This window comes from Myxococcus sp. CA040A (assembly GCF_013336725.1).
GTDB lineage: Bacteria > Myxococcota > Myxococcia > Myxococcales > Myxococcaceae > Myxococcus > Myxococcus llanfairpwllgwyngyllgogerychwyrndrobwllllantysiliogogogochensis.
The window spans coordinates 21694-44548 of sequence record NZ_JABUMR010000010.1 but is presented as its reverse complement, the minus strand read 5'-3'; the positions used below and the strand labels follow the sequence as shown (position 1 = coordinate 44548).

The 22855-nt window shown below is 68.6% G+C and carries 16 protein-coding genes; 4 read left to right on the top strand and 12 right to left on the bottom strand.

Annotated elements, in window-relative coordinates:
* Position 1: 1 nt before the first annotated feature.
* From HUA75_RS37275 to HUA75_RS37265, 3 genes are all read right to left on the bottom strand, one after another.
* Positions 2–598 carry a hypothetical protein gene (locus HUA75_RS37275; RefSeq protein WP_174453769.1) on the bottom strand — a complete coding sequence of 199 codons (597 nt, stop codon included), beginning with the start codon at positions 596–598 and terminating at the stop codon, positions 2–4.
* Between the two features lie 100 nt (positions 599–698).
* Positions 699–1988, bottom strand: a complete 1290-nt coding sequence (locus HUA75_RS37270) for a hypothetical protein (protein WP_174465720.1) — start codon at positions 1986–1988, stop codon at positions 699–701.
* 1 nt (position 1989) lies between these two features.
* Complete coding sequence (locus HUA75_RS37265) at positions 1990–4752, bottom strand: TonB-dependent receptor domain-containing protein (protein ID WP_174489140.1); 2763 nt, start codon at positions 4750–4752, stop codon at positions 1990–1992.
* A gap of 334 nt (positions 4753–5086) precedes the next feature.
* Here HUA75_RS37265 and HUA75_RS37260 point away from each other — a divergent pair, with 334 nt between their 5' ends.
* The 3 genes from HUA75_RS37260 to HUA75_RS37250 all read left to right on the top strand — a co-directional run bounded on the left by HUA75_RS37260 (position 5087) and on the right by HUA75_RS37250 (position 7374).
* Positions 5087–6202, top strand: a complete 1116-nt coding sequence (locus tag HUA75_RS37260) for a GRAS family protein (RefSeq protein WP_174489139.1) — start codon at positions 5087–5089, stop codon at positions 6200–6202.
* 161 nt (positions 6203–6363) lie between these two features.
* On the top strand, positions 6364–6861 hold the full coding sequence (locus HUA75_RS37255) for a CinA family protein (protein ID WP_174489138.1): 498 nt from the start codon (positions 6364–6366) through the stop codon (positions 6859–6861).
* Between the two features lie 114 nt (positions 6862–6975).
* Complete coding sequence (locus HUA75_RS37250; protein ID WP_141648584.1) at positions 6976–7374, top strand: hypothetical protein; 399 nt, start codon at positions 6976–6978, stop codon at positions 7372–7374.
* A gap of 21 nt (positions 7375–7395) precedes the next feature.
* On the opposite strand, the gene HUA75_RS37245 is transcribed toward HUA75_RS37250, so the two are convergent.
* From HUA75_RS37245 to HUA75_RS37210, 8 genes are all read right to left on the bottom strand, one after another.
* Positions 7396–8724, bottom strand: a complete 1329-nt coding sequence (locus HUA75_RS37245) for a TIGR02270 family protein (RefSeq protein ID WP_174489137.1) — start codon at positions 8722–8724, stop codon at positions 7396–7398.
* Complete coding sequence (locus tag HUA75_RS37240; protein WP_174489136.1) at positions 8721–9539, bottom strand: hypothetical protein; 819 nt, start codon at positions 9537–9539, stop codon at positions 8721–8723. Before HUA75_RS37240 ends, HUA75_RS37245 begins: the two co-directional genes overlap by 4 nt.
* A gap of 11 nt (positions 9540–9550) precedes the next feature.
* Positions 9551–10138: an imm11 family protein gene (locus HUA75_RS37235; RefSeq protein WP_254627980.1), complete on the bottom strand. Its 588-nt coding sequence runs from the start codon at positions 10136–10138 to the stop codon at positions 9551–9553.
* Positions 10139–10147: 9 nt separating this feature from the next.
* Positions 10148–10918, bottom strand: a complete 771-nt coding sequence (locus HUA75_RS37230; RefSeq protein WP_174489135.1) for an AHH domain-containing protein — start codon at positions 10916–10918, stop codon at positions 10148–10150.
* Between the two features lie 39 nt (positions 10919–10957).
* On the bottom strand, positions 10958–12136 hold the full coding sequence (locus tag HUA75_RS37225; protein ID WP_217446467.1) for a hypothetical protein: 1179 nt from the start codon (positions 12134–12136) through the stop codon (positions 10958–10960).
* Between the two features lie 36 nt (positions 12137–12172).
* On the bottom strand, positions 12173–12637 hold the full coding sequence (locus HUA75_RS37220) for a DUF4150 domain-containing protein (RefSeq protein WP_174453774.1): 465 nt from the start codon (positions 12635–12637) through the stop codon (positions 12173–12175).
* A 95-nt stretch (positions 12638–12732) separates the two neighbouring features.
* On the bottom strand, positions 12733–13251 hold the full coding sequence (locus HUA75_RS37215; RefSeq protein WP_174489133.1) for a DUF6484 domain-containing protein: 519 nt from the start codon (positions 13249–13251) through the stop codon (positions 12733–12735).
* Positions 13252–13368: 117 nt separating this feature from the next.
* Positions 13369–14403, bottom strand: coding sequence for a DUF2169 domain-containing protein (locus tag HUA75_RS37210; RefSeq protein ID WP_174489132.1), 1035 nt, complete (start codon positions 14401–14403; stop codon positions 13369–13371).
* 390 nt (positions 14404–14793) lie between these two features.
* Between HUA75_RS37210 and HUA75_RS37205 the strand changes: the two genes are divergently transcribed.
* On the top strand, positions 14794–17028 hold the full coding sequence (locus tag HUA75_RS37205) for a M4 family metallopeptidase (RefSeq protein WP_141645437.1): 2235 nt from the start codon (positions 14794–14796) through the stop codon (positions 17026–17028).
* A 105-nt stretch (positions 17029–17133) separates the two neighbouring features.
* On the opposite strand, the gene HUA75_RS37200 is transcribed toward HUA75_RS37205, so the two are convergent.
* Complete coding sequence (locus tag HUA75_RS37200; protein ID WP_174489131.1) at positions 17134–22842, bottom strand: AAA family ATPase; 5709 nt, start codon at positions 22840–22842, stop codon at positions 17134–17136.
* Positions 22843–22855 lie beyond the last annotated feature (13 nt).

Below are 22855 nucleotides of genomic sequence, written 5' to 3'. Positions count from 1 at the left end.
TTCAGCGCCGCTGGTCGCTCCGGGCCTGGGTGCGACGGTTGCGAGAGGTGGTGTGCGCGTTGCGACGGACGGCGCCGAAGCGCTGCTGCTTGCGCGCACCGCCCTTGCGTCGCTGGGCCCGCGTCGCTCGCACGGACGTGGTGGCGGTGCGTCCGGCGGTGCGCGCGCGGCGCACGGGCTTGCGCCCACCCACGGTCCTTGTCGCCCGACGGGCCGGCGCCGAGGCGCGAGTCCTCCGCGTGCTGCTCACCTTTCGCACGGTGCGAGCCCGCTTGGCCGCCACCGCCTCACGGCGCTCCATCATGGCCAGGCGCTTCTCGAAGCGCATCAGGGCCTGACGGAAGTACGTCGCCTTGCGCAGGGTGTTGGCGTTGCCCTCGGCGCGACGGGCACGGGTCGGCTGCCGCCGGCCCAGGGCCTCACGCCGCTGACGGCGCGCCAGGCTCTCGTACTTGGTCATCAATCGCCGCGCGCGCAGGACGCGACCGCGCAGCTCCCGGGTCGACAGCTCCGTGAGGTTGCGCGGGGCGCTCGACAACACGAGCCTGGCTTCGGTTTCCGACAACAGGGACATCTTCTTCGAGGGAATCGTACGCAAGGGCCTGCTCCTTCAAGGCAGTGTGGCTTTCCTCGCGGAAACGTCGGCACGTGTCCCCCGCGCAGCAACCTGCTCTCCAGGGTGATTGGGGGCGCTGGCGCTACTCGAAAATGGACAACTCGGAGAGCGCGTAGATGAGGACGGGTCCTCCCGCGTTCCCCGCCCTCACCTGCAGCCGCACCTGACGAACCGGCGCGTCACCCGTGAGCGGCACGTCGAGGAAGCGCGCCTTGCGCTCCATGTCCAGCGGACCATCCCCATAGGGGCTGTCCTCCCCCGTCGATTCGATGGTGGTGGAGAACACCGGGTCGAACGGGCTCGAGGGGTCGTGGTTCACGTAGGGCACCTCGGCGAGCGTCGACCAGGTGGCGCCATCCGCGCTGCCCTCCACGCGCACCTGAATGATGGGGTCGAACCCCGTCACCATCTGCAGGTCGCGAATGACGGCGCGCCGGGGCCGCACGGCGGTCTCCCACTGGAGCGTCACGTTGTTCACGCCCGACGTTTCGCGAGTCAGGTCCGTCCGCACGGTCAGCAGTGAGCCATCCGTGTACGGGCACGGCGCTCCCGTGGGAGTCGGGACGCACGAGGCGCCGCGGCTGATGGGGCGCAGGCTTCCGCTGGGAACGGGCAGCCAAGGGCCACGCCATTCCACCCGGAACGACACGCTGCTGCTGTTGGCGGCCAGGGGATAGAAGAGCCACGAGCCCAGTGTCACGGCGCGGACCTGCGCCTCCACGCCCGGGAAGTCCTCCAGGAGATAGGGATTGGCATGCCAGGGCGACGTGGGGTCGTGCACTTCCCACACGCGGCCTCCGGGACCATGGAGCTGCAGCACGGGGTACGGGGTGAGGGGCTCCACGGGCGTCGGGTCGCCGTTGTCCTGGAAGTAGATTTCCGGAAGCTCCGCGGAGGCCGGCAGCGCGGGCGGCGGAGGCGCCGAGGCGAAGGAGAACTCGGGGCCCTCCGCGCCCAGGGCCAGCGCGAGCTGGGGTGCCCAGGGCCGCAGCGGTGGCAGCTCCGCGTCATCGTAGAAGACGAACGAGCTGAAGACGCCGTGGCCTTCCTCCAGCGGCGCCGCCACGCGAAAGCGATACTGGGTGAAGTCGGAGAGGCGCTCGTCGATGGAGTCGCCGTAGAGGACCTCCAGCGTGAAGGCCCCCGAGCGCTCACTGCGGCTCTCTCCGTAGCGCTCGAACTCGCTAGCGGTGGGGTCGACGAAGCCGGAGCGCGTGTGAACCTTGCGCTCCACGGTCACCGTCGTGTCCGAGTTCGGAGAGCCGTCCAGGTGTTGCAGTCGGCCATAGACGAAGATGGGGTCTTCGGGCTTGCGGTCGCAGCCCGCGGCGACGAGCGCGAGCAGGGCGAGGGAGCGGAGCGGGTGGCGCATGTCAGTAGGTCCCCTTCACGCCGAGGAGCGGGAGGATGATGGGCAGGCTCTGGGGTTTGCGCTGGGGAGTGCCCGCGCGGTCGAAGCCATAGTCATAGGCAATCACCTCCTGCCGGGCCGACACGTTGAGGACGTCCAGATAGGCGTCGAGCGTGAAGTCCTCCATGGCCCATGATTTGGCGACGCGCAGGTCCACGCGGAAGAACGCGTCCAGTCGCTCGGACTTGTCCCGGTCCTGTCGCACCCAGTGCGCTTCCCCCTCCGGCGTCGTCACGATGCGTTGGGTGAGGGTGGTGATTTCGCCGGACTCGGGGCGGCCGGTGTTGAAGTGCACCACCGTGCCCACCGTCCAGTTGTTGCCGAACTTGTAGCTGAGCGCGGCGTTGATGACATGGGCTTGCTCGAAGGCGAAGGGCAGCGTGCCCTTCTGAGTACTCACCACGTGGTCATCGTCGCCGTAGCGGTCGATGAGCACGCGGCGCTTGCTCTGGAGGAAACTGTAGGAGACCCAGCCGAACCAGTCGCGGCCCAGCGGGTGCCGGGCCATCAGCTCGAAGCCATACGCGTAGCCGCTCGTGGAGGGGTCCGGTGTCGCGAGTCCCCGGCGTCGTCGGTTCTCCACCACCTGCTGCAGGTCCAATTCCACCGCGCGGGTGAGCGGGTTGTAGAAGGCGTCGCCGCTCAGCTCCAGGCCGTCCATCGCCTTCCACTCGGCGCCCACGTCGAACTGGAGGCCCTCCTGGAGTCCGTAGCGGAGGCTGGAGGTGTCCACGGCGGGCAGGTGCACCAGCACGGTGGGCGATTGGTGGAAGACGCCCGCGCCGCCCTTGAGCACGAGCGCGTCCGTGAGCTGGTGGCGCACGGTGAGCCGAGGCTCCACCACCGCGTGATTGATGCCAGGGGACAGGTGGTAGTTGTCCAGGCGCACGCCCGGCTGGAGCACCCACTTTTCGGCGGGAACCCACGTCACCGCCGCGTAGACGCCGGAGAAGGTCGCCAGCGAGGAGGGGCTCTTGATGGGGTCCACCGGGTCGTCGGGGTTGGTGCCCGGGGGGATGCCGGTGCCGGTGATGTCGGTGGCGGCGCGCCGGTGCTCCACGTCGCCTCCCACGGCGAGCTCCAGCGTGGAGTCCAGGCGGCGCTTCCAGCCGGCCCGCATCGCGAACGTCGTCTGGCGCAGGGCGTACTCACCCACCTTGCGGAAGGAGATGGCGCCGCTCGGCAGGCGCTCCGACTCCTCTCCGTCGAGGCCCAGCGCGTCCGAGCCCACGGTGAGGCCCACTTCCGCATCACCCCCCGCGAGCGGATGGGTTCCGCGCAGGTCCACCCGGTGGAAGCGGGACACGATGCTGCCGCCGGTGGAGCCGATGTAATAGGTCGAAGGGCTGGAGCCCACGTCGTCCGAGCTGCCCAGCGCGAACAGGCGCACGCGGCCCTCGCCGACCTTCTGCTCGATGCGCGCCTGGTAGTCCCAGAAGTTCGCGTGCACCTTCTCCGCGTCGGACCCACTGAGGAGCTTGGACCCCAGGGAGATCAACAACGCCGAGTAGCTGACGCGGCCGGCGACGCTGACGGAGGTGCCGGTGCTCTCGAAGGGGTACTCGATGAAGCCGCCGCTGTTGAGCAGGTCCGCGTAGGCGGTGACGTGCAGCCGGTCCTCGCGCGGTCGGCTCAGCCGTCCCTCCACCGCGCCGCCCAGCAACCGTCCGTACTGCACTGGCGGCGAGCCAGGGAAGAAGTCGACGGTGTCGATGAAGTCCGGGTGAATCACCGCGGGCCCGAGCATCAGGTGGTACAGCATGGGGATGCGCACGCCGTCGAGGAAGAAGCCGGTGGCGGCGGGCTGGCTGCCGCGCACCACGGGGTAGCTGATGCCCGAGGCGAGGCTGCCCACGCCGGGCATCAACATGACGACGCGGAACGGGTCGCCCAGCGTGCCGGGCACCTCGCGGAGTTCCTGCTCGTGCAGGGTGATGCGCGTCACCTCCGTGCGGGGGCGGTCGTCCCGCACCACCGTCTCGTAGGGATTCACGCGCCCGGGCTGCAAGCGGTAGATGACCTGGAGCGACTGGCCCTCGGAGAGCGTCTCCTCGAAGGTGCTCGGCGTGTGTCCGGGGGCGCGCGCTTCCACGCGGTGGGTGCCGGGGCGCAGCTCCAGGGTGAAGCGCCCTTGTGCGTCCACGGTGCCCGCGGGCTCCGTGCTCCCGTCCACGAAGAGGAGCGCATCGGCGAGGGGACGGCGCGTGCCGCGCGCGCGCACCTCTCCTGTGAGTCGCGCGGTGGAGACGGGGACGGGCGCGGCGGGAGGCACGAAGCGGTAGACGAAGGGCAGGCGCACCGCCACGGGCACTCCGGCGAGGGTGGCGGGAGTGAAGCGCAGACCCGGTGCGGCCTGGAGCGCGGCCTCGGTGAGGCGGGGCTCGTGCGGTGCGTCGACGACCTTCACCTCGGCCACCGCGCCCTGTTCGTCCACCAGCAGCTCCAGGGTCACTTCACCGGGAGTGCCCTCCAGGCCCACGGGCCATGCGGCGGGTGCGTCGGCGACGAGGGTCGGTGGCACGAGCGCGGCTTCACCGCCATCGGTGGTGAGGCCCAGTCGCGTGGCGTCCTCGGCGGACACGGAGGTGCCGCCGTCGGTGGACTGGAGTTCGACTTCGACGGTGCGGGACTCGGCGGAGGGGGCGGGGAGGCCCTGCGCTCGTACGAGGAAGGGCACTGCCGCCAGGACGAGCAGTGGCAGGAGAGAGCTGCGCTCAAGACGCATGGGAACCCTTCAACACCAGATGGGCAGAGAACTGTCACCCCGGCCGGTGTGCTCTCACGCGGCGCAGCCTCACCTCCCCGGGCACGGGCGTCCACTGTTCTCGACACGGGATTGCGCGAATGGCCCGGGGTCCCGGAAACGGGACCCGCGGCTGTCTGTGCGAAAGGTACAAGCGAGGCGTAGGCGCCAGGACGTTGGCCTGTTCGTTCGTCTGCTCGCGTGTATGGCGCTTCACGAAGAGCGCGTGCAGGCGGGCTGACCGGGTGGAGGTCCCTGGAGGGCACCACTACCGTTGAGTCGAGCAGGGGTCTCTGGGGGAAGGAGTCGTGGGGCGATGCGCACGGTGAAGGATGAGCTGCTCTTCCGAGCGGTGGAGCACACCCTGTCGGGCCAGCCCATCGAGGCGGCGCACGAGCTGGCGTCGTTGGAGACGTTGCTGGATGTGGACTCGGTGCCGGAGGACCTGGGCTACCTGCTCTTCGCCACGGCGGTGTCGCATCGCCTGGAGGGCGTGGGGGTGGGGGCGCGCAATCCCTATCTGTATCCGCATCCCGAAGAGGGGGCGCGGCAGATTGATTTGTTCCGGCTGTTGATGACGCACATGCCGCTGGCCTCCGCCGCCGATGCGTTGGCGAACGCGGTGTTGGTGGAGTTGTTGGGGAAGCGGGACGAGGCGACGTTGGTGGACGTGGGAATCGGCCAGGGGCGGCAGGAGGGGCGGTTGTTGAAGGCGCTGTCGGAGCAGGGGGCGCTGCCGCGCAGGTTGACGCTGGTGGGCGTGGACCCGAGCGGAGCGAGCCTCGCGCAGGCGGAGGAGTCGACGGCGAAGGTGGCGCGTGAGGTGGGAGCGTCGGTGCGCTTCGTGGGGGTGGAGGCGCCGGTGGAGAGCCTGTCCGAGTCGACGTGGTCGGTGTTGCGAGGGTTGCCGGGGCCGAGGGTGGTGAACGCGGCCTTCGCGCTGCACCATGTGGCGGAGGAGCCCGGGAGCGTGGGCGCGGTGCGAGACGCGGTGCTGCGGCGGCTGCGAGCGTTGGAGCCGTCGGGGGTGGTGTTGTGCGAGCCGAATACGGACCACTTCCGCGCGCCGCCGCTGGAGCGCTTCCTGAATGCGTGGAAGCACTTCACGCAGGTCTTCCATCTACTGGACACGCTGGAGGTTCCTCGCGAGGAGCGAGCCGCCATCAAGCGCTTCTTCGGGAGGGAGGTGGAGGACGTGGTGGGGACGGTGGACGAGTCGGCGCGCTGCGAGCGACACGAGCTGGCGGAGACGTGGATGGCGAGGCTGAAGCGCGCGGGCTTCGTGCCGTTGGAAGTGCTGGAGCAGGTGGAGCCCGAAGGCGTGCATCCGGTGCTGGAGTTGCGGCGGGAGCCAGGGCTGGTGGGCTTGAGCTGGAAGAACGAAGTGCTGGTGGCGGTGATGGGCGTGAGGCCGGAGGAGGCACGTGCGTGAGGGCGCGGCGTGTGGTGCGTGTGCCTCGTGAGGCTGGGCGTCCGGGTCGTGCGAGGATGGGGTGCGTTGAGCGTGGGAGCGAGGCTTCGCGAAGATGTGACGCGCGTGGCATGAACGTCGGGGCCACGTGAGGTCGAGGTCATGGAGTCGGAGGAGCACAGGTGACGGACGAGGGACGTGAGGACCTGGCCGGTCAGGTGCTGGAGCGCTGTCGACGCGCGGGAGTCCGGTTGGTGTTGGCGGAGGCGTGCACCGGGGGCCTGCTCTGCGCGCAACTGACGGACGTACCGGGCGCATCCGCGGTGGTGGAGCGCGGCTTCGTGCCGTACTCGCATGAGTCCAAGGTGGAGCAGTTGGGTGTGTCGCTGGCGCTGCTCCAGGAGCACGGCTCGGTGAGCGCGGAGGCGGTGGAGGCCATGGCGCATGGGGCGCTTGCGCACTCGCGCGCGGACTGGGCGGTGGCGGAGACAGGCATCGCGGGGCCGAGCGGAGGCACGCCGCTGAAGCCCGTGGGACTGGCCTTCATCGTGGTGCTGCGTCGAGGCGGGACGGCCACCGTGGAGCGCCACGTCTTCGAGGGGAATCGGAGTGAAGTGCGGCACGCGGTGGCGCGACGTGCGCTGGTGTTGTTGCTGGCGCGGTTGAACGTCGAATCTTGAACTGGACGTTCACCCCGCACTCCCGGGTGTCTGGGCACCCGCCGAGGTGACCCCTACGCTGTAGGACGTCGGAGAGAAGTGCCTCCGTGTGTCCGTGTGGCGAAGGAGCGCCCGGTGTTCCGAATCGGGGTGGATGTCGAGCATTCCATCGTGGAGTTCGTCCTGGAGGGCTACATCCGGGTCCAGGAGATGGAAGTGTTCGTGTCGGAGCTGGAGGCGGCGACAGACTCGCTTGCGGGGCGCGACATCAAAATCAAGGCGGACCTGAGAACGTTCCGTCCCGCGTCACCGGAGGCGACGAACATGATTCGCCGGGTGCAGGAGTACGGACTGCGCTCTGGCGTGGTGCGAGTCGCGGAGCTGGTGGAGAGCGAGATTGTCGCGCTCCAGCTCAACCGCGTCGCCGAGAACAGCCACACGGACAAGATTCTGCGCCGCTTCTGGGAAGACGCTCCCGCGCGTCACTGGCTCATCCACGGCGACGTGGAGGATGGAGCGGCGTCGGGTCCGTGAAGCAACCCTCGCGGAGCAGTCTCAGCCCCGAAGTCCTTCCGCGAAGGGCCGATTGAAGCTGGACGCAGGGGCCGCGCGGACACTCTTCCACGCGAGCACTTGTTGCTCCACGGGAGCGCGTGTCGGGACCTGATGCAGCCCTCGGCTGCGCAGTGCCAGCTCCAGTGCCAGGGCATGACGCCTGCGGAGGGGGGCGTTGAGCAACGCCTCGACGAGCCCCTGCGGGGTGAAGGGCTGGCCGGAGAGATGGCGCTGCTTCGGGTCCATGCGAGGCCGTGTCTCCTTCCACCATGCCGCGACCTGTTCGGCCATGGGCTGGGGCAGGTCGTCCTCGGGCTTGGGGGAGAGGTCTCGTTCGAGGTCTTCCTCCAATGGCGTCAGGGCTTCGTCCGCTGCGTCCTCCTTCGCGGCGGCGAAGCCACCTTCGATGGTGAGCCCGGTGATGGCACTGAAAGCCTCTGCGGCGAGCGCCGCCACGGGCTTGTGGCGCATCAGTTCCACGCACGCGTCCGCGGCCTGGATGCGTCCAGAGAAGCCGAGAGCCCACAGCACATCGGGCCGAAGCTTCTCGTGAGACAGCAAGCCCACCAGCCGCGTCACGGCCCGCTCATCACCACTCAGTCCGAGCAGGAGCAGGGGGTGTCGATTTCCTGGCGCGGGTGAGTCCACCGCCGACTGGCAGGCAGCCCAGGCGCCCATGTGTCCGTTCATCAGTCCCACGGTCAGCGCGACATCCCTGAGGGCGGGTGCATCCGAGCCGAGCGCCCGCTGGAGCACGGCGGGTTCCACGGGGAGGCGTGCGCGGCTCAGGGTGCGCAGGGCGGCGGCGACCACGAGGGGCTCGGGGTGCGACAGGAGCGGAGCGCACAGCGCCGCCGTGGCCCGACCATGGGTGCCAAGCACGTCGACCACCGAGGCCCACAGCTCAGGCGCCGCATCCGCCTTCTTCAGCAGCGAAGCGAACTCCGGTGGGATGCAGGGGGTGGGTGCCAGCTCGAGCGCCCGCTGGAAGGGAGCCAGTGCATCGGGTTCCGCGGCGGCGAGCGCCGTGAGCACGGCGGAAGGGCCGGGAGGTGACTCCGCGCGAAGCAGGGCGAGTGCCCCTGCGAGAATGTGCTCGGGCTCATCCGCGAGCGCGGAGATGAGCAGCCGATGGGCCACGGGCTCGCCGCCCAACACCAGGGCATCGAGATGGGCCGCACCCGACTCTTCGAGCTCGGCCAGCTCCGCGAGTGAGTAGTCAGGTGAGTCGAGCGCCTTCTCCCACTGGCTCCACCGGAAGGCCGCTTCGCCGAGATGCTCTTCGTAGATATCCCACCGCGAGGGCTTCAAAAGAGATGAGGAACTCATACGTGTTGGGACTCCGTCTTCATCCAGGCTGACGTGGGCGGTGGGGCCAACCCCAGGGGCAGACGCGCCAGGGAAGGAATGGTGATGTATTCGCGTCGCGTCTCCAGGCCCTGCATTTCCGCCAGCCGCAGCAGCGCCAGCCCATTCATGAACAGGGCGCCCTCCGTCTTGCGGAGTTCGTCGTTGGGCCCGGAGTCTCTCGTCAACTTGGAGAACTGCGACAAGCGCGCGTCGATTGTGGCCTGGAGTGCTTCGTCAAACGCGGTGACTTGATGAGCGAGCAGCGTTCGGCACAGTTCGAGATAGGTATCGGAGCTCCCCTCCAGGACGACCTCCCAGCGCTTCAGGATGGCGGAGAGGTCCGCGGTGCCCACTCCCCGCAGCTTCAGGCAGTACTGGTGAAGGAAGTGGTGGAGCAGGAAGTCGTCCTCATATTCGAGAGTGGGTTCATGCTGTCGCGCGGCGAGCTGCGCCAGTGCGACAGCCAGGTCGAGCTGGCCCGCGGCCAAGGCATCGATGAAAGGGAACTCACGGGTCGCGCACAGGAAGCGAGGGTCGGCACCGTGGCCGTCGTCAACGAGACGGAGGAGTTGATGCCGTGCGTGCGCGGAATGGCAGAGATGACGAAAGAAGGAGCGAGGCTGTGCGTCCGCCAGCAGTGCGCAGAAAGCGAGCCGACGGTGACACATGGCGGCGACCACGTAGGCTTGCCCGGACTGCTCCATCGCGTCGCGGCGCTGGATGCCGCGGATGGCCTCCTCGAGTCCAAAGAGAGAGGAATCCCGGAGGGTCTCCAACGCAGTCGAGGCGGGCATGGCTCAAGGGCTCAGTAGATGGCGCATTTTTCGCCCAGCTCGATGTAGCGGATGCCGGAGAGACTCTCGGCGCTCAGTCGGGCACGCAGGTCCTCTCGAATGAGGATGGCGGGCGGCATGGGCTTGAGTCTGAAGAGGGCCGCTTCCGCCGGAATCCGGTCGTCGAGCACTCGAAGGCGGAAGAGTCCCGAGAGTCGTGCGGGGTCTGGGTCCAGCTCCTCGACCTCGCTGCGCTCCTTGTCGATGCAGTCCACATGTTCGAGCACATTGGCGATGAAGTAGTCCTTCGCGGCGATGCGACCCTTGTGGTTGGAGATGGAGACGGGCAGGAACTCGATGCGGGCCCCAGAATACTGCTCAAGAAGCGTCTTGAGCCTGGTGGAGACGATGGCGATTCGCTCGGTATTGCTGACAAGGTCAGGGACCACCAGCCCCTTGTGACCTTTGTCCATGGGAAGGACGACATCCGCTGGATAGCGATGCTCCATGGGGAGCCCCGCGGCGATGCGCCACATCTTCGACTCCAGTGACTCCGGGACTTCGTCGATGAGGCAGTGTCGAGGGTCGTCGCTGGTGGCCAGGATGGAGAAGGAAGACATGCGCTGGACCTACCGGGTGGCAAGGATGTTCGCCAGTTCGTTGAGGTGAGCGCCGGGCTTCAGGACGCCTGCTGCGCGGATCTGTTTTCGCATCGTCTCCGAGAAGGTGTTGAGTTGGGTGACGATGTTCGCAAGCGTTTTCTGGGTGACGTCGGGATGGGCTTGCTTCTCTGGGTCGGCGGCCTCATCGAGCCTGTGCTTGATGGACTTCAAGCGGGTGCGGACTTCCATGCTGTAGGTGCTGTGATAGCTGGGGTGGGTGAGAAGCTGGAATAGCTCTCCATGACGCGTGCTCGTGGGCAGGTAGATGATGTTGATGCCCGCGTTGACGTTGTACCTGGCTTGCTGGAGCGTCTTGAGGTGGTCGTGCTTGAAGACCCTGCTCAGCGCATCATCGACGGGAATGATGTGGTGCGCATTGTTGCCCCAGGGCCACATGTGGCTGCCCTTGAAGTTGAGGTCCTTGTAGGGGCCCGCGTTCATGTACCAGACCTCGACGCGTTGACTGGGGTCCCTCCATGCGTGGGCGAAGGGCGTGGTGAAGATGGCTTGGAATCGCTTCCGGGCCGCGCTGCCTTCTTGGTGGATGGGCAGGTTGTACCAGGCGTCCTCTCCCTGACTGACCTGGTAGTCGAAGCCCGTCTTCTTGTGGTCGTGGCTCGGGAACTTGTAGACCCGCCTGGCTCCCTTCCCTTCGAAGAGGCACCGGGTCACGCAGCCGTCGCTGTCTTGCTGATGCGACTCGTCGTGCGCGAGTTCAAGGACATGTTCATCGCTCATGACGACCTCTCATCCGGCGGGCCGGGCTCCACGCAAGGCTCAGGGTGTTTCTCTCAGGATGAAGGCACCCCGGGAGGATTCGTCATCGAGCAGTGCCACCAGGATGCGGGCGCTCCGCGCATAGTTCCTCGCGAAGCCTCGCACGCCCAGACACACCGCCGCCGCGCCTGTCGCCGCGCCAAGCTCTCCGAAGGACGCGGGCACATACCAGCGCTGGTCAGGCGTGGGCAGCCCCGCGGATTGAAGGCGGACCAGGGTGTGTCCATACTCTCGGGCACGAGGTTCGTCCCCGTTGAGGTTGACGATGGAGAGTCCGATATCGTCCTTCGCAGGCGCTCCGACGGGGAAGCAGGCTGAAATCGCCTCGAAGAGCGCAATGCCTGTGCTGCCCTTCCCCGAGAACCGGTGGCCGTCCTCCGAACAAGACGCAACCTGACCCAGGAATCCCTCGATGCGAGCTCCCCGGGAGCGTGCGGCGGCTGCTCGCTCGAGGAGGACGAAGGCCGCTGCTTCACCGGGATATCGACCCACCGCGAGATTGGGCGTGCGCAGCAGTCCCAGCTCGAAGGCACAACGCAGCGCCTCTTCGTCCACCCAGGAGTCGATTCCCCCGACGATGAACCGGTCCACCACTCGGCTCTGGATGGAGGCAATCGCGCGCATGAGAACCGACGTGAAGGTCGCGGCTCCACCAAAGGTATAGGCCCGGTGGGACGGGACGATAGGGAACGTGCCCAGGGCAAGGAGCTCCGGGATGAGTCGCTGGGTGACGCGCTCTCTCCATTCGGCGCGCTCCGCGACCAGGTCTTCGTGAACTTTTGGCCGTTCTTTCTCCGGGAACTGGTCGAGCAGGTTTCCCTGGAGGTGAACCTCTTGCAGCCAATCGCCAGGAAGCTGGACATGGATGCCTGTTTTCTCGGCTGCGGCCCGCTCCAGTCCTGAGTAGTCGAGCAGGTCGCGCAGCGCGGCGTCCGCGAGTCGGAGCCAGCGCGCGTAGCCTTGAAAGCCCCAGCAAAGCGAGGTGACCTCATGGCCCTTCAGCGGCAAGGGTTCCAGCGTTTGCTCGTCGCTGACGACCAGGTCCAGCTCACGCCAGCGTGTCAGCCCGGCCCGCGCGGCTGCGCAGCTCGAAATCACATCCGAGCCCACCGCGGACACCATCCCGAGTCCCGTGATGGCGATGGCCTCTTCCGGAGGAATGCCCACCTGCGTGCGCATGGACGAACTCATGGCGAGTCGGCGGCGTGGACTCTGCTAGAGGTGTTTCTTGCAGACGAGGCACTTGGGTTCCTCCTTGCTCCCCGCGCCCGCGACCACCGGTCCCTGCATGAGAGGAAACGGCGGCGTGTTCTTGTCGTTGTGGAGCATGAGGTCGAAGGCGCGGGCCACGTTCTTCCCCTCGAACTTCACGTCGAAGGAGAAGTTGATGAACTCCGCCTTGCCCTTTGTCTTGCTGGAGGCCACGCCGCCACCGGCCGTGCCCGCCTCGTCACCCGTGCTCGTCTTGAAGTTGGAGTCCTTCACGCACACGGGATTGCCCGCGACAGACACCTTCTTCGTGCCCTTGTCGGTGTCGGAGGACTGGGCCACGTTGGGATAGGGAATGGGGACGGGCCCCGCGGGGCTGGGCGTCTTGCACACATCCGGGAAGGCCGTGGTGACTCCCCCACTGTCCTTGGTGACGACGGACATCTTGTTGACGCCTGTGTTGACGGCCATGGCCCCACCTCCAGGTCCGTCAAGGATACACTGCGAGTGAGTCTGGGTTCGAGTCCCCCTCCCCAGAGAGCGTCCTGGGGCGCGCTGGATGTCGTCTAGTTGATCTCCACCGAGCCACCCTTGATGCGGTGGGTGCCCGTCGCTCGCGACTCCAGATAGGTCCCCTTGATGATGACCTTGCCATTGCGGCGCAGGGTGATGCTGGCTTCGCCACACTTGAGGACGACTTCGTCCTGGCCCTCGATGACCACCCGCTTGCCGTCGACGTGTGCCTCGGTAGGCGGTGGCGCTGGCTCGGCGGTCTCCAGCAAGGCATCCAGCAAGGGCGTGGGGCTGGGCTCGTGGATGAGGCCCATGATGAAGGGCAGCGCCGGGTCTCCGTTCTCGAAGAGGAGGACCACCTTCTGGCGTCGGGCCACGGCTTCCTGGAGGGCCCGGGACTCCAGTGCGACCGCCAGTCGCGCGGTGACGGGGCCCGTGGAGTTGCCAGGAAAATCCACGAGCGGTGCTCCCGAGGCCTCGAGTCCCACGAGCTGTCCGGAACGACTCCCGAGGATGGGCTCCCGCACCTGGGGGCCGGGCTGGCTCGACTTGCTGGCGGGGTGTGAGCTCATGCGGAAGGCCCTGGCGAACGAGGTGGCTGACAACGAATGATAGCGCATTCATGCGGGAGGCCGCCTGACAGGCGCCGGAGGGCCCTCGCCGTGCGCGGAATCGGCCAGCGCGGCCCCTCAATCCGATGTGGGCTTCGACACACCTTCCGCCGTGACACGCAGTCCCCGCACGTCGTGCAGGCCGTCCCCCAGGAGGACATGCCCTCGCCACAGCAGCGTCACCTGTTCCGCGTCGGCATCCAGGATGACGGTGTCCAGGTGCATCGCGGGCTTCGCGTCCTCGGTGCCCGCCAGCTCCACCGTGATGACCGGCGGCGCCTGCCCGGGCAGCGAGAAGGCCAGCCGTCCCTTCGGCGAAGCCCCGGCGATGATGACCGCCTCGTCCCCCTTCAAGTACCCCGGCGCCACGAGCCCCGGCGCGGCCGCGTTGAAGAAGCGCCGGTCGAAGTCCTTGGGCAACAGCGGCTTGCGCGTCTTGCTCCACGCCTCGTCATACGTCCCCGCGTACCGCGCCCGAGGCTGCCAGTCCGGTGACGTGAAGCCGAACCCCACCGGCGTCACCCGCTGCCCCAGCTCCCGCAGCGGCTCCGCCGGGTCCTCCAGGTTGGGCAACCGCAACCCCTCCTCGAAGTGTCTCGCGCTGGCGCGAAAGCCCGTGCCCACCGGGTTGCGCGGCTCGAACGCCGGCCTCCCCGCATCCGTCCTGTCCCACCCACCGAAGGCCCGCTCCCACTGCAACGCCATCCGCTCGAACGGCAGCGGCTTCGTCGCCGACACCCGCCCCAGGCTCCGGAACCACGTGCGCTCCCCCAACACCCGCACCGCCTTCGTCAGCGGCCCCACCTGGAGCGCCACCAGCACCTCCGTGTCCCCCTTGCGCCGCGCATGCGCATGGCCCAACAACACCACGTCCGTCGCGGGCTTGATGAACGCGCTCTCCACCTCGTACCGGTAGCTGGACTCTCCGGGCTCGCCCCAAGGCTGCCCCTGCCAGCTCACCTTCGGCTGCGCCTTCACCCACGTCAGCCCCGCCTCGCCGAGTCCATACGTCGCCTTCACCACGAGCAGGAGCAACGGACGCCCCTCCTCGTCGCAGAGCCCCATCAGGTCAAAGGCGAACGGAGTCTCGTTCTCGACGGCGGGATGCCCCATGGCGCGCGCCCCCAGGCACCAGGCGCGAAGCCCTCGCGCCGGACAAGTACGTCACTGTAGCAGGCCACCCACCTCCGCGAGGCCGGCCCTCCTCCCATCCGTCGTCACATCGGCTCATTTCTTCGACATCAATGTCTCTCAAGAACGTTCGAATTCCTCACAGACGCGCCCGTGTTTCAGGCAGGGTCGACTTCTACCGCCCGCTTCTCCCTGTGAGCTGTTACCCCGCACCCGGTCTGGACGTTTCTTGCTCAACAAGGAAAAACGCGTAAATGAGCTTTACAAATCATGTCAGGAAATAATCGGAAACATGAATTTTCGATTTTGTATTTGAAATCCTGATTCCAGGTGTGTCACGACTATCCCGTCTTTCTACCGGAGGTAGTGCGTTTGGCTCATCGAGTCCTGAAGACGATTGGTGCGGCTTGGCTGGGAGTAGCGCTCACTGCGTGCGGCACCGTGGATTCCACGGGAGACGAGACGAAGGCTCCTGAAGCGAAGTCCGGCGGCGACATCCAGGGCTCCCTCGGGAAGCTGCCGGGTGCGGGCGTGGCGGGCGTGCACTCCGACGGCATCCCCTTCACGGTGGTCGGTGAGCTGGGCAAGGTGGAGCGCACGCTGTCCGCGCTCTCCGTGGGCCACGCGGCCTTCGCCGCGGCTCCCGCGCTGTCGGGCATCGCCCCCATCTTCCGCCTGAGCGCGGACGACATGTTCCTCAACAAGGCCCGCACCGACGCCCAGGGCAACCAGCACCTGCGCTACCGGCAGACGAAGAACGGCCTGGAGGTCGTCAACGGCGAGCTCGTGCTGCACGTTCGCCCGGACGGCCAGGTGTACGCGGCCAACAGCTCCGCGCGTGACGGCCAGGACCTGCCCGCGGTTCCCCGCGTGGATGGCTCCGCGGCGGCCCGTGCGGCGGCCCGCGCCACGGCCGGCACCGGCATCTCCACCGAGGGCGAGCCCCGGCTCGTCTATGTGCGTGACGTGAACGAGCAGCTCTTCCTGGCGTGGCAGGTGCGCGTCGTCGGCACCCAGGTCGAGGGCATCCCGCTGGTGGACGACGTGTTCGTCGACGCCCGTGGCCAGGCCGGTGTGGTCGCGCGTCACCCGCGCATCCACTCCGCGCTCAACCGCCGCGTGTACAGCGCCAACAACGGCAGCAGCACGCCGGGCACGCTGAAGCGCAGCGAGGGCCAGGCCGCCATCGGCGACGCCCACGTTGACATGAACTACGACCAGCTCGGGTACACGTACAACTGCTACCAGACGCTGTTCGGCCGCGACTCCATCAACAACGCGGGCGCCACCCTCATCAGCACCGTTCACTACGGCAGCAACTACGTGAACGCGTACTGGGACGGCACCCAGATGGTGTACGGCGACGGCGACGGCGTGAACTCCATCGAGCTGGGCAAGGACGCGGACGTCACCGTCCACGAGCTGACCCACGCCGTGACGGAGAACGAGTCCAACCTCACGTACTCCGGCCAGTCCGGCGGTCTGAACGAGGCGATGTCGGACACCTTCTCCGCCATCTGCGAGAGCTGGGCCTCCGGCTCCTGGGCCACCACGCCCGCCATCTGGATGATTGGCGAGGACGTGTGGACGCCGGGCACGGCGAACGACGCCCTGCGCTACATGGATGACCCGAAGAAGGACGGCGCCTCGCTGGACTTCGCCTCCGACTTCACCTCCGGCACGGACGTGCACTACAGCTCGGGCATCCCGAACCTGGCGTTCGCGCTGCTCTCCAAGGGTGGCACGCACCCGCGCGGCCGCTCCACCATCTCCGTGCCGGCCATCGGCGTCGAGAAGGCCGCCCGCATCTGGTACAAGGCCAACACCGACATCTACACGGCCTCCACCACCTTCGTTCAGGCGAAGACGTGGACCATCCAGGCCGCGCTGGACCTCGGCTATGACCAGGCCACGCAGGATGCCGTGAAGGCCGCGTGGGAAGCGGTGGGCGTGGGCGTCACCCTGCCTCCCCAGCCGTCCGTCGTGCTGACCAACGGCATCCCGGTGAACAACCTGGGCGGTGCCACGGGCAACCAGAAGTTCTTCAACCTGACCGTCCCGGCCGGCGCCACGAACCTCAAGTTCACGCTCGCCGGTGGCACGGGTGACGCGGACCTGTTCGTCCGGTTCGGCTCGCAGCCGAGCTCCTCCACCTACGACTGCAAGTCGGAGAGCAGCAGCAACACGGAGACCTGCACCATCCCCACCGCGCAGGCGGGCGTCTACCACGTGCTCATCAGCGCGTACGCCACCTACTCCGGCGCGACGCTGACGGGCTCGTTCAGCACGGTTGTTCCTCCGACCAACGTGCTGCAGAACAACGTGCCGGTGACGGGCCTGGCGGGCGCCGCCAGCTCCTCCGTGAACTACACGATGGACGTGCCGGCCAACACCCGGGTGACGTTCACCACCACGGGCGGCACGGGCGACGCGGACCTGTACGTGCGCTTCAACGCGGCCCCCACCACGACCACCTACAACTGCCGTCCGTACCTGTCGGGCAACGTCGAGACGTGCGCCCTGACGAACACCACGGCGGGCAAGTACTACGTGATGGTGCGTGGCTACTCGGCCTACACCGGTGTCACGCTGAAGGGCGCGTACTAGTCCTTCACGTCACATCGCTGGTCTGAAGCAAGCACCCGGGGGGCCTTCGTGGCGGCCACCCGGGTGCTGTCTTTTTGGGGTGGCACCTGTCCGCCAGCCCTCCCGTCACGCGGGCGTGTCCGGAGGTCCTTCGCGGGGCAGCTCGACGGTGAAGGTGCTGCCCTCGCCGGGCGTGCTCTCCACGCGGATGGAGCCTCCGAGCGCGGTGACCAGCTCCCGCACCAGGTGGAGCCCGAGCCCGAGCCCCCCATAGGCGCGCACGGAGACGGCGCGCTCGAAGCGCTCGAAGATGTGGGCGAGCCGGTCGGCGGCGATTCCGATGCCCGCGTCCCGGACGCTCACATGGACGACGTCCGCGTCGCCCCAGGCCCGCAGGGTGATGGGTTTGCCGGCGCCGAACTTGAGCGCGTTGGAGACGAGGTGGACGAACACCTGCTGGAGCCGCGCCGCGTCCCAGCGGCCGACCAACGCTTCTCCCTCGACATGAAGCGCCAGCTCGCAGTCGGCGCGCTTCAGGGGCTCTTGCATGCGCCGGGTGACAGCGCCGAGGACCTCCACGAGGTCGACCCGCGACAGGTGCAAATCCAGACGCCCCGCCTGGAGGCGGGAGATGTCGAGCATCTCCTCCACCAGCGTGGCCAGCTTCAGGCTCTGGCTGTCGAGCGTCTTGAGTCCGCGGATGGCGACGGGCGGCAGCCCCTGGGGCGTGTGACGCAAGAGCGTCTGCACCATGAGGCGCAGCGACGTGAGCGGGGTGTTCAGCTCATGGGAGGCGACGCTGAGGAACTCGTCGCGCAGGCGGATGGCATCCTGGGACTCGCGGTAGAGGCGGGCGTTGTCGATGCAGACGGCGGCGCGGCGGGCCAGCTCCTGCGCCAGGCCCAGGTCCACCTCGCTGTAGCGGCGACCGGGCGTGCCGGAGACGAACGTCGCGACGCCCAGCGTCCTGCCTCCGGCGATGAGCGGCACGTGCATGGCCGCCTGTGAGCCCAGCTCGCGCAGGCGCTCGACATACTCCGGGCCGTGGCCGTGCTCGCGCAGCATGAAGTCGGTGACGTCCGCGCGCAGGAAGGGCTGGCCGGTGCGCAGCGCGTGGATGACGGCGGGCGGAGACGTCCAGTCCACGGGGTAGTGCTCCAGCAGCTCGCGCAGGCGCGCCTCCTTCACCGGGTCCACGTGGGCCACCGCCAGCGTGCGCAGCGTGTCGCCTCGCTCGACGACGGTGAACATGCACCAGTCCGCGAGGAAGGGGACCACCAGTCGCGTGGCCTTCGCGAGCGTCTGCTCCAAATCCAGCGACTCCGCGAGCGCGAGTCCGGAGTCGGCCAGGAAGCGCACGGCCCGCTCCGCGCGGCGGCGCTCCTGCACCTCGACATGGAGCTGCTCGAACAGGCGGCTGTTCTCCAGTGAGATGGCGATTTGCGACGACAGCGTGCGCAGCACCCCCACGCGCTCGGGCGTGAAGGCGCGGGTGGCCAGGTCGTTCTCCAGGTAGAGCACGCCCACCGTCTTGCCATGGCGCTGGATGGGGATGGCCAGCGCGGACTTCACGGCGCGGCGGAGGACATAGGCGTCCTGGACGAAGCGTCCCTGGTGCGCGGCGTCGGCCAGCACCAGCGTCTCCCCGGTGCGGAAGGCGTGCTCCAGCAGGGTGATGGGCACCTGGCTGGCATGCGCCAGGGGCGTGCGCTCCAGGCTGACGGGCTCGGAGATGGCGCCCACGGCGCGGACCCGGAGCGCGCCCGCTTCATCCAGGACCAGCGCGCCCCGCGTGGCGCCCGCGGCCTCGAAGCACACCGCCATCAGCTTCTCCAGGAGCCGGTCCAGCACCACCTCGCCCACCAGCGTCTCCGACGCCTTGAGCAACGTGAGCAAATCCAGCGACGCGCCCGGGGCATCGGGCCTCGTCGGGGTGATGCCCGGCTCGCTCCAGGAGCGGTCGACCAGGGACTTGAGCTCGGGGAACTCCTCCTCCAGCAGCACCACCTTGGCCTGCGCGCCCCAGCGCGTGTAGCCGTCCAGGGCCGCGCGCAGGTGGAGCGTGGCGAAGCGCTTGTGATGGAGCTGCTGGTGGAAGCGCCCCGCCAGCTCGTTCGCGAGGGCCTCGTCCTGGAGGAAGCCCTCGGTGTGGGCGCCGTCGATGGCGCTGTCGTACAGGGCCATGGCCTCCAGGTGCCGCCCCTCCAGTCGGGCCACCTCGGCCGAGACGAGCTGGTGCTTGTGGCGGAAGTTCTCCGGGCAGGTCTCCGCCCAGCCGCCGAGCTTCCGTTGGTTCTCCGCGAGCAGGCCGAGCATCGCCTCGCGCTCCTCGGGAAGACGGGTGGCCCGCGCCGCCAGCGTCAGCGACGTCAGCACGTTGAAGTCGACGTTGCGGAAGAAGCCCTGCGCGAAGTGCTCGTAGGGCAGCGCCTCGCGCGACATCTTCAGGGCCTCGTCCAGGTCGCCCAGCACATACGCCACCAGCAGCTTCAAGAGGGCGTGCAGATAGAGGCTGGTGTGCGTCGTCAGCCCCGAGTCGAGGAAGTCCTGCTCGTCGAAGTCGTCGTCGCTGAGTCGGGCGAGCTGGTGGGTGCGGCCCTGGAGCGCGCGAATGGCCTGACGGGAGAGGATGGACACGTCCGCCATCACCTGGACGCCCGCGCGGCGCGCGAAGGACAGGCTGGTGTCGATGGAGCCCAGGACGCGCACCAGCTCGGTGCCCATGGCCAGCTCGGTGGAGACGACGGTGGTGAGCGCGTAGCTGGTGAACTGGAGGTCGCCGCTGGCCAGCCCCGTGGTGACGGCGCGCCGCAAGAGCGACAGGTTGGTGCGCAGGGGCGCGCGCCAGTGATTGATGTTGAGGGTCAGCGTGATGAGGGCCCGGCACTCCTGGCGCGCGTCACCCAGCCGCCGCGCCAGCGCCACGCCCAGGTTGCACCAGGTATAGGCGCTCGCGGCGTCGCCCTCGCTGGCGAGCAGCATCCCGTGACAGGCGTACACCGCGGGCGCCCAGCGGGAGTTGCCATGCTCCAGCGTGAGCACCAGGGCGAGGGTGTTGAGGTACGAGAAGAGGTTCGGGTCGACGAAGAACGCGGGCGTGACGAGCTCGGACAGGAGCTGCACGCACGCCAGGTAGCGCGGGTCCTCCAGCAGGGGCGCCTCCAGCAGCTCCTCCACCGCGCGCCCGCGCAGGTGTTGCTCCATCCGCGCCCGCTCCGAGGCGAGCGCCTGGGCGTAGCCATGTTCGGGCAGCTCCATCCCGAACAGGCGCAGCCCCTCCTGGCCCGCGCGCAGGGCCTCCGCGTAGTGGCCGTTCATCAGGAGCGCCAGCACCTGGAGGACGTACAGGTCCACCTTGCGCGGCGCGGAGGCGGCGTGCTCGTGGGCGGTGTGGAGCAGCTCCTCGGCCAGCTTCCCGTTGCCGGACAGGTAGGCGCACTCCGCCGCCTCCTTGTGGACCTGGAAGATCTGCTCGTGTCGCCGGGGCCAGTCCTCGCGGGGCAGCAGCGCCAGTCCCCGCGTGAGGTACACCAGCGCCGCGCCGAAGGCCGAGGCCTCCTTGGCCTTGAGGCCCGCGCGGAAGAGCAGCTCCGCCAGCGTCTGGCGCTCCCCGGCGCCGCTGAGCTTGCGCGCGCCGCGAGACAGGTGGTCCACCACCGCGAAGAGGCGCTCCTCGAGCACGTCCCCGCGCGCCCCGCGCAAGAGCTGGCGCCCCGCCGCCAGATGGAGCTCCTCGCGCTGGTCCTCGGTGAGCAGCGAGTACGCGGCCTGTCGGACGCGGTCATGCGCGAAGCGATACGTGGCCTCGGGGGTGATGGGGGTGTCCTCCGTGCGCGCCTGCGGGCGCTCGTTCTCCGGAATGAGCAGCCCCTCGCGCAGCAGGCTCCACAAGGCGGAGGCCGTGTCCTCCGTCGCGCGCTCGTCGACGAGTGATGACAGCAGGCCCAGCTCCACCCGGTCCCCCAGACAGGCGGCGACCTCCAGCACGTACTGCGCCCGCTCCGGCAGCCGACGGATGGCGGCGAGCATCAGCTCCACCACGTTCTCCGTCACCTCCACGCGCCGCAGCCGCTCCAGCTCCCACGTCCACGTGCCCTGCTCCAAATCGAAGTTCAGCAGTCCGGACGTGTGCAGGAGCCGCAGCAGGCGGGTGAGGAAGAGCGGGTTGCCCGCGGTCTTGTTCAGGAGCAGCTCCGCCAGGGGCGCCACCTCCGACGGCTCGCGGCGAAAGGTGTCCGCGCACAGCGCGGTGATGGCGGCGGCATCCAGCGGCTCCAGCTCGAAGGCGTGGGAGGGAATCGCCCCCTGCTCCTCCAGCGTGCTCAACAGCCGCGGCAGCGGATGCTCGGGGCCGACCTCCTGGGAGCGCCAGGCACCGACGAAAAGGACGTGGAGCGAGCCGGGGTCTCCGCAGAGGCTCTTGAGGAGCTGGAGCGAGCCGGGGTCCGCCCACTGGAGGTCATCCAGGAAGAGGAGCAGGACATGGCGGGGCGTCGCCAGCGCCTGCACGAAGGACTGGAAGAGCAGATGGAAGCGCGCGGACGCCTCCACCGGTCCCAGCTTCGGTGGCAGGGGCTGCGGGCCGAGCAGCTCCTCCAGCGCGGGGATGACGTCGCTGATGACGCGGGCGTGGGGGCCCAGGGCGCCGAGCAGCCGCTGACGCCAGATGTCCCGCGCCTCCGGAGCCTCCTCCATCAGCTCGCGCAGCAGGCCCTGGAACGCCTGGACGAACGCGGAGTAGGGCACGTTGCCCTGGAGCTGGTTGAACTTGCCGGTCAGCAGCCGGTCGCCGCGCGCCGCGTCTCGCGCCAGCTCGTGGACCAGCGCCGACTTGCCGATGCCCGCCGCGCCGGACAGGAGGAGCAGCTCGCTGGTGCCCTGGCGCACCCGCTCCCGTGCCGCGCGCAGCTCGGCCTGCTGCGGCTCGCGGCCATACAGTCGCTCGGGAAGGGACAACTGGCGGGCCAGGTCCAGCCGCCCCAGCTCGAAGTCGTCGGACAGGTCCGCGCCCTTCCTGCGGCGGACCTCCTGGAGGTCCACGAGGAGGGAGTCGGCGCTCTGGTAGCGCTCCTCGGGCATCTTCGCGAGCAGCTTGAGGACGATGTCGGAGACGACGCGAGGGACGGCGGGGTTGGCGAACGCGGGCGGCACGGGATGCCGGGCCAGGTGGGCGTGGACCAGCTCCACGGGGTCCGCGGACGTGAAGGGCGGCAGGCCCGTGAGCAGCTCGTAGAACGTCGCGCCCAGGGAGTAGAGGTCCGCGCGGTGGTCGATGAGCCGGTTCATCCGGCCCGTCTGCTCCGGGGCGATATAGGCCAGCGCCCACTGGAGCTCTCCGGGCATGTCCCCGGAGGGCGCAAGTCCGGAGACGCGCGTGGCCAGGTCGAAGTCGATGAGCGTGAGGCGCTGGCCGCTGGCGCTCATCACGAGGTTGGTGGGGTTGAGGTCGCGGTGGATGACGTGGTGCTGGTGCAGGCGGGAGAGGATGCCGGCGAGCTGGAGGGCCAGCTCCATGAAGACCTCCACGCCCACCGGCCTGCGATGCAGCCACTCCTGGAGGTTGTGGGGCCCGGCGTCCTCCAGGACGAGCGCGAGCGGCTGTGAGGGCTCCTCGGTGAGCGAGACGACGCGGGAGATGTCCGGCACCGCGTCGCGCAGCTCGCGCAGGAGCGCGTCCTCGTGGCGCAGCATGGGGCCGCTGCCGACGGCGAGCGGACCTCGGCGGACCTGCTTGATGACGAGGGGTCTGCCGTCCTGTCCCCAGGTCCGCAGGACGACGTAGCGGCGTCCTCGATGAATCTCCTGAAGTCCTTCGGTGCCCGGCGCCTGCCACATCTCGCCCTCGCCG

What these genes read in the sequence shown, in the direction of transcription:
- HUA75_RS37245 (WP_174489137.1), bottom strand. Translation starts at nt 8,724, where the DNA reads ATGAGTTCCTCATCTCTTTTGAAGCCCTCGCGGTGGGATATCTACGAA.
- HUA75_RS37235 (WP_254627980.1), bottom strand. Translation starts at nt 10,138, where the DNA reads ATGTCTTCCTTCTCCATCCTGGCCACCAGCGACGACCCTCGACACTGC.
- HUA75_RS37225 (WP_217446467.1), bottom strand. Translation starts at nt 12,136, where the DNA reads ATGCGCACGCAGGTGGGCATTCCTCCGGAAGAGGCCATCGCCATCACG.
- HUA75_RS37270 (WP_174465720.1), bottom strand. Translation starts at nt 1,988, where the DNA reads ATGCGCCACCCGCTCCGCTCCCTCGCCCTGCTCGCGCTCGTCGCCGCG.
- HUA75_RS37230 (WP_174489135.1), bottom strand. Translation starts at nt 10,918, where the DNA reads ATGAGCGATGAACATGTCCTTGAACTCGCGCACGACGAGTCGCATCAG.
- HUA75_RS37215 (WP_174489133.1), bottom strand. Translation starts at nt 13,251, where the DNA reads ATGAGCTCACACCCCGCCAGCAAGTCGAGCCAGCCCGGCCCCCAGGTG.
- HUA75_RS37260 (WP_174489139.1), top strand. Translation starts at nt 5,087, where the DNA reads ATGCGCACGGTGAAGGATGAGCTGCTCTTCCGAGCGGTGGAGCACACC.
- HUA75_RS37240 (WP_174489136.1), bottom strand. Translation starts at nt 9,539, where the DNA reads ATGCCCGCCTCGACTGCGTTGGAGACCCTCCGGGATTCCTCTCTCTTT.
- HUA75_RS37210 (WP_174489132.1), bottom strand. Translation starts at nt 14,403, where the DNA reads ATGGGGCATCCCGCCGTCGAGAACGAGACTCCGTTCGCCTTTGACCTG.
- HUA75_RS37265 (WP_174489140.1), bottom strand. Translation starts at nt 4,752, where the DNA reads ATGCGTCTTGAGCGCAGCTCTCTCCTGCCACTGCTCGTCCTGGCGGCA.
- HUA75_RS37220 (WP_174453774.1), bottom strand. Translation starts at nt 12,637, where the DNA reads ATGGCCGTCAACACAGGCGTCAACAAGATGTCCGTCGTCACCAAGGAC.
- HUA75_RS37200 (WP_174489131.1), bottom strand. Translation starts at nt 22,842, where the DNA reads ATGTGGCAGGCGCCGGGCACCGAAGGACTTCAGGAGATTCATCGAGGA.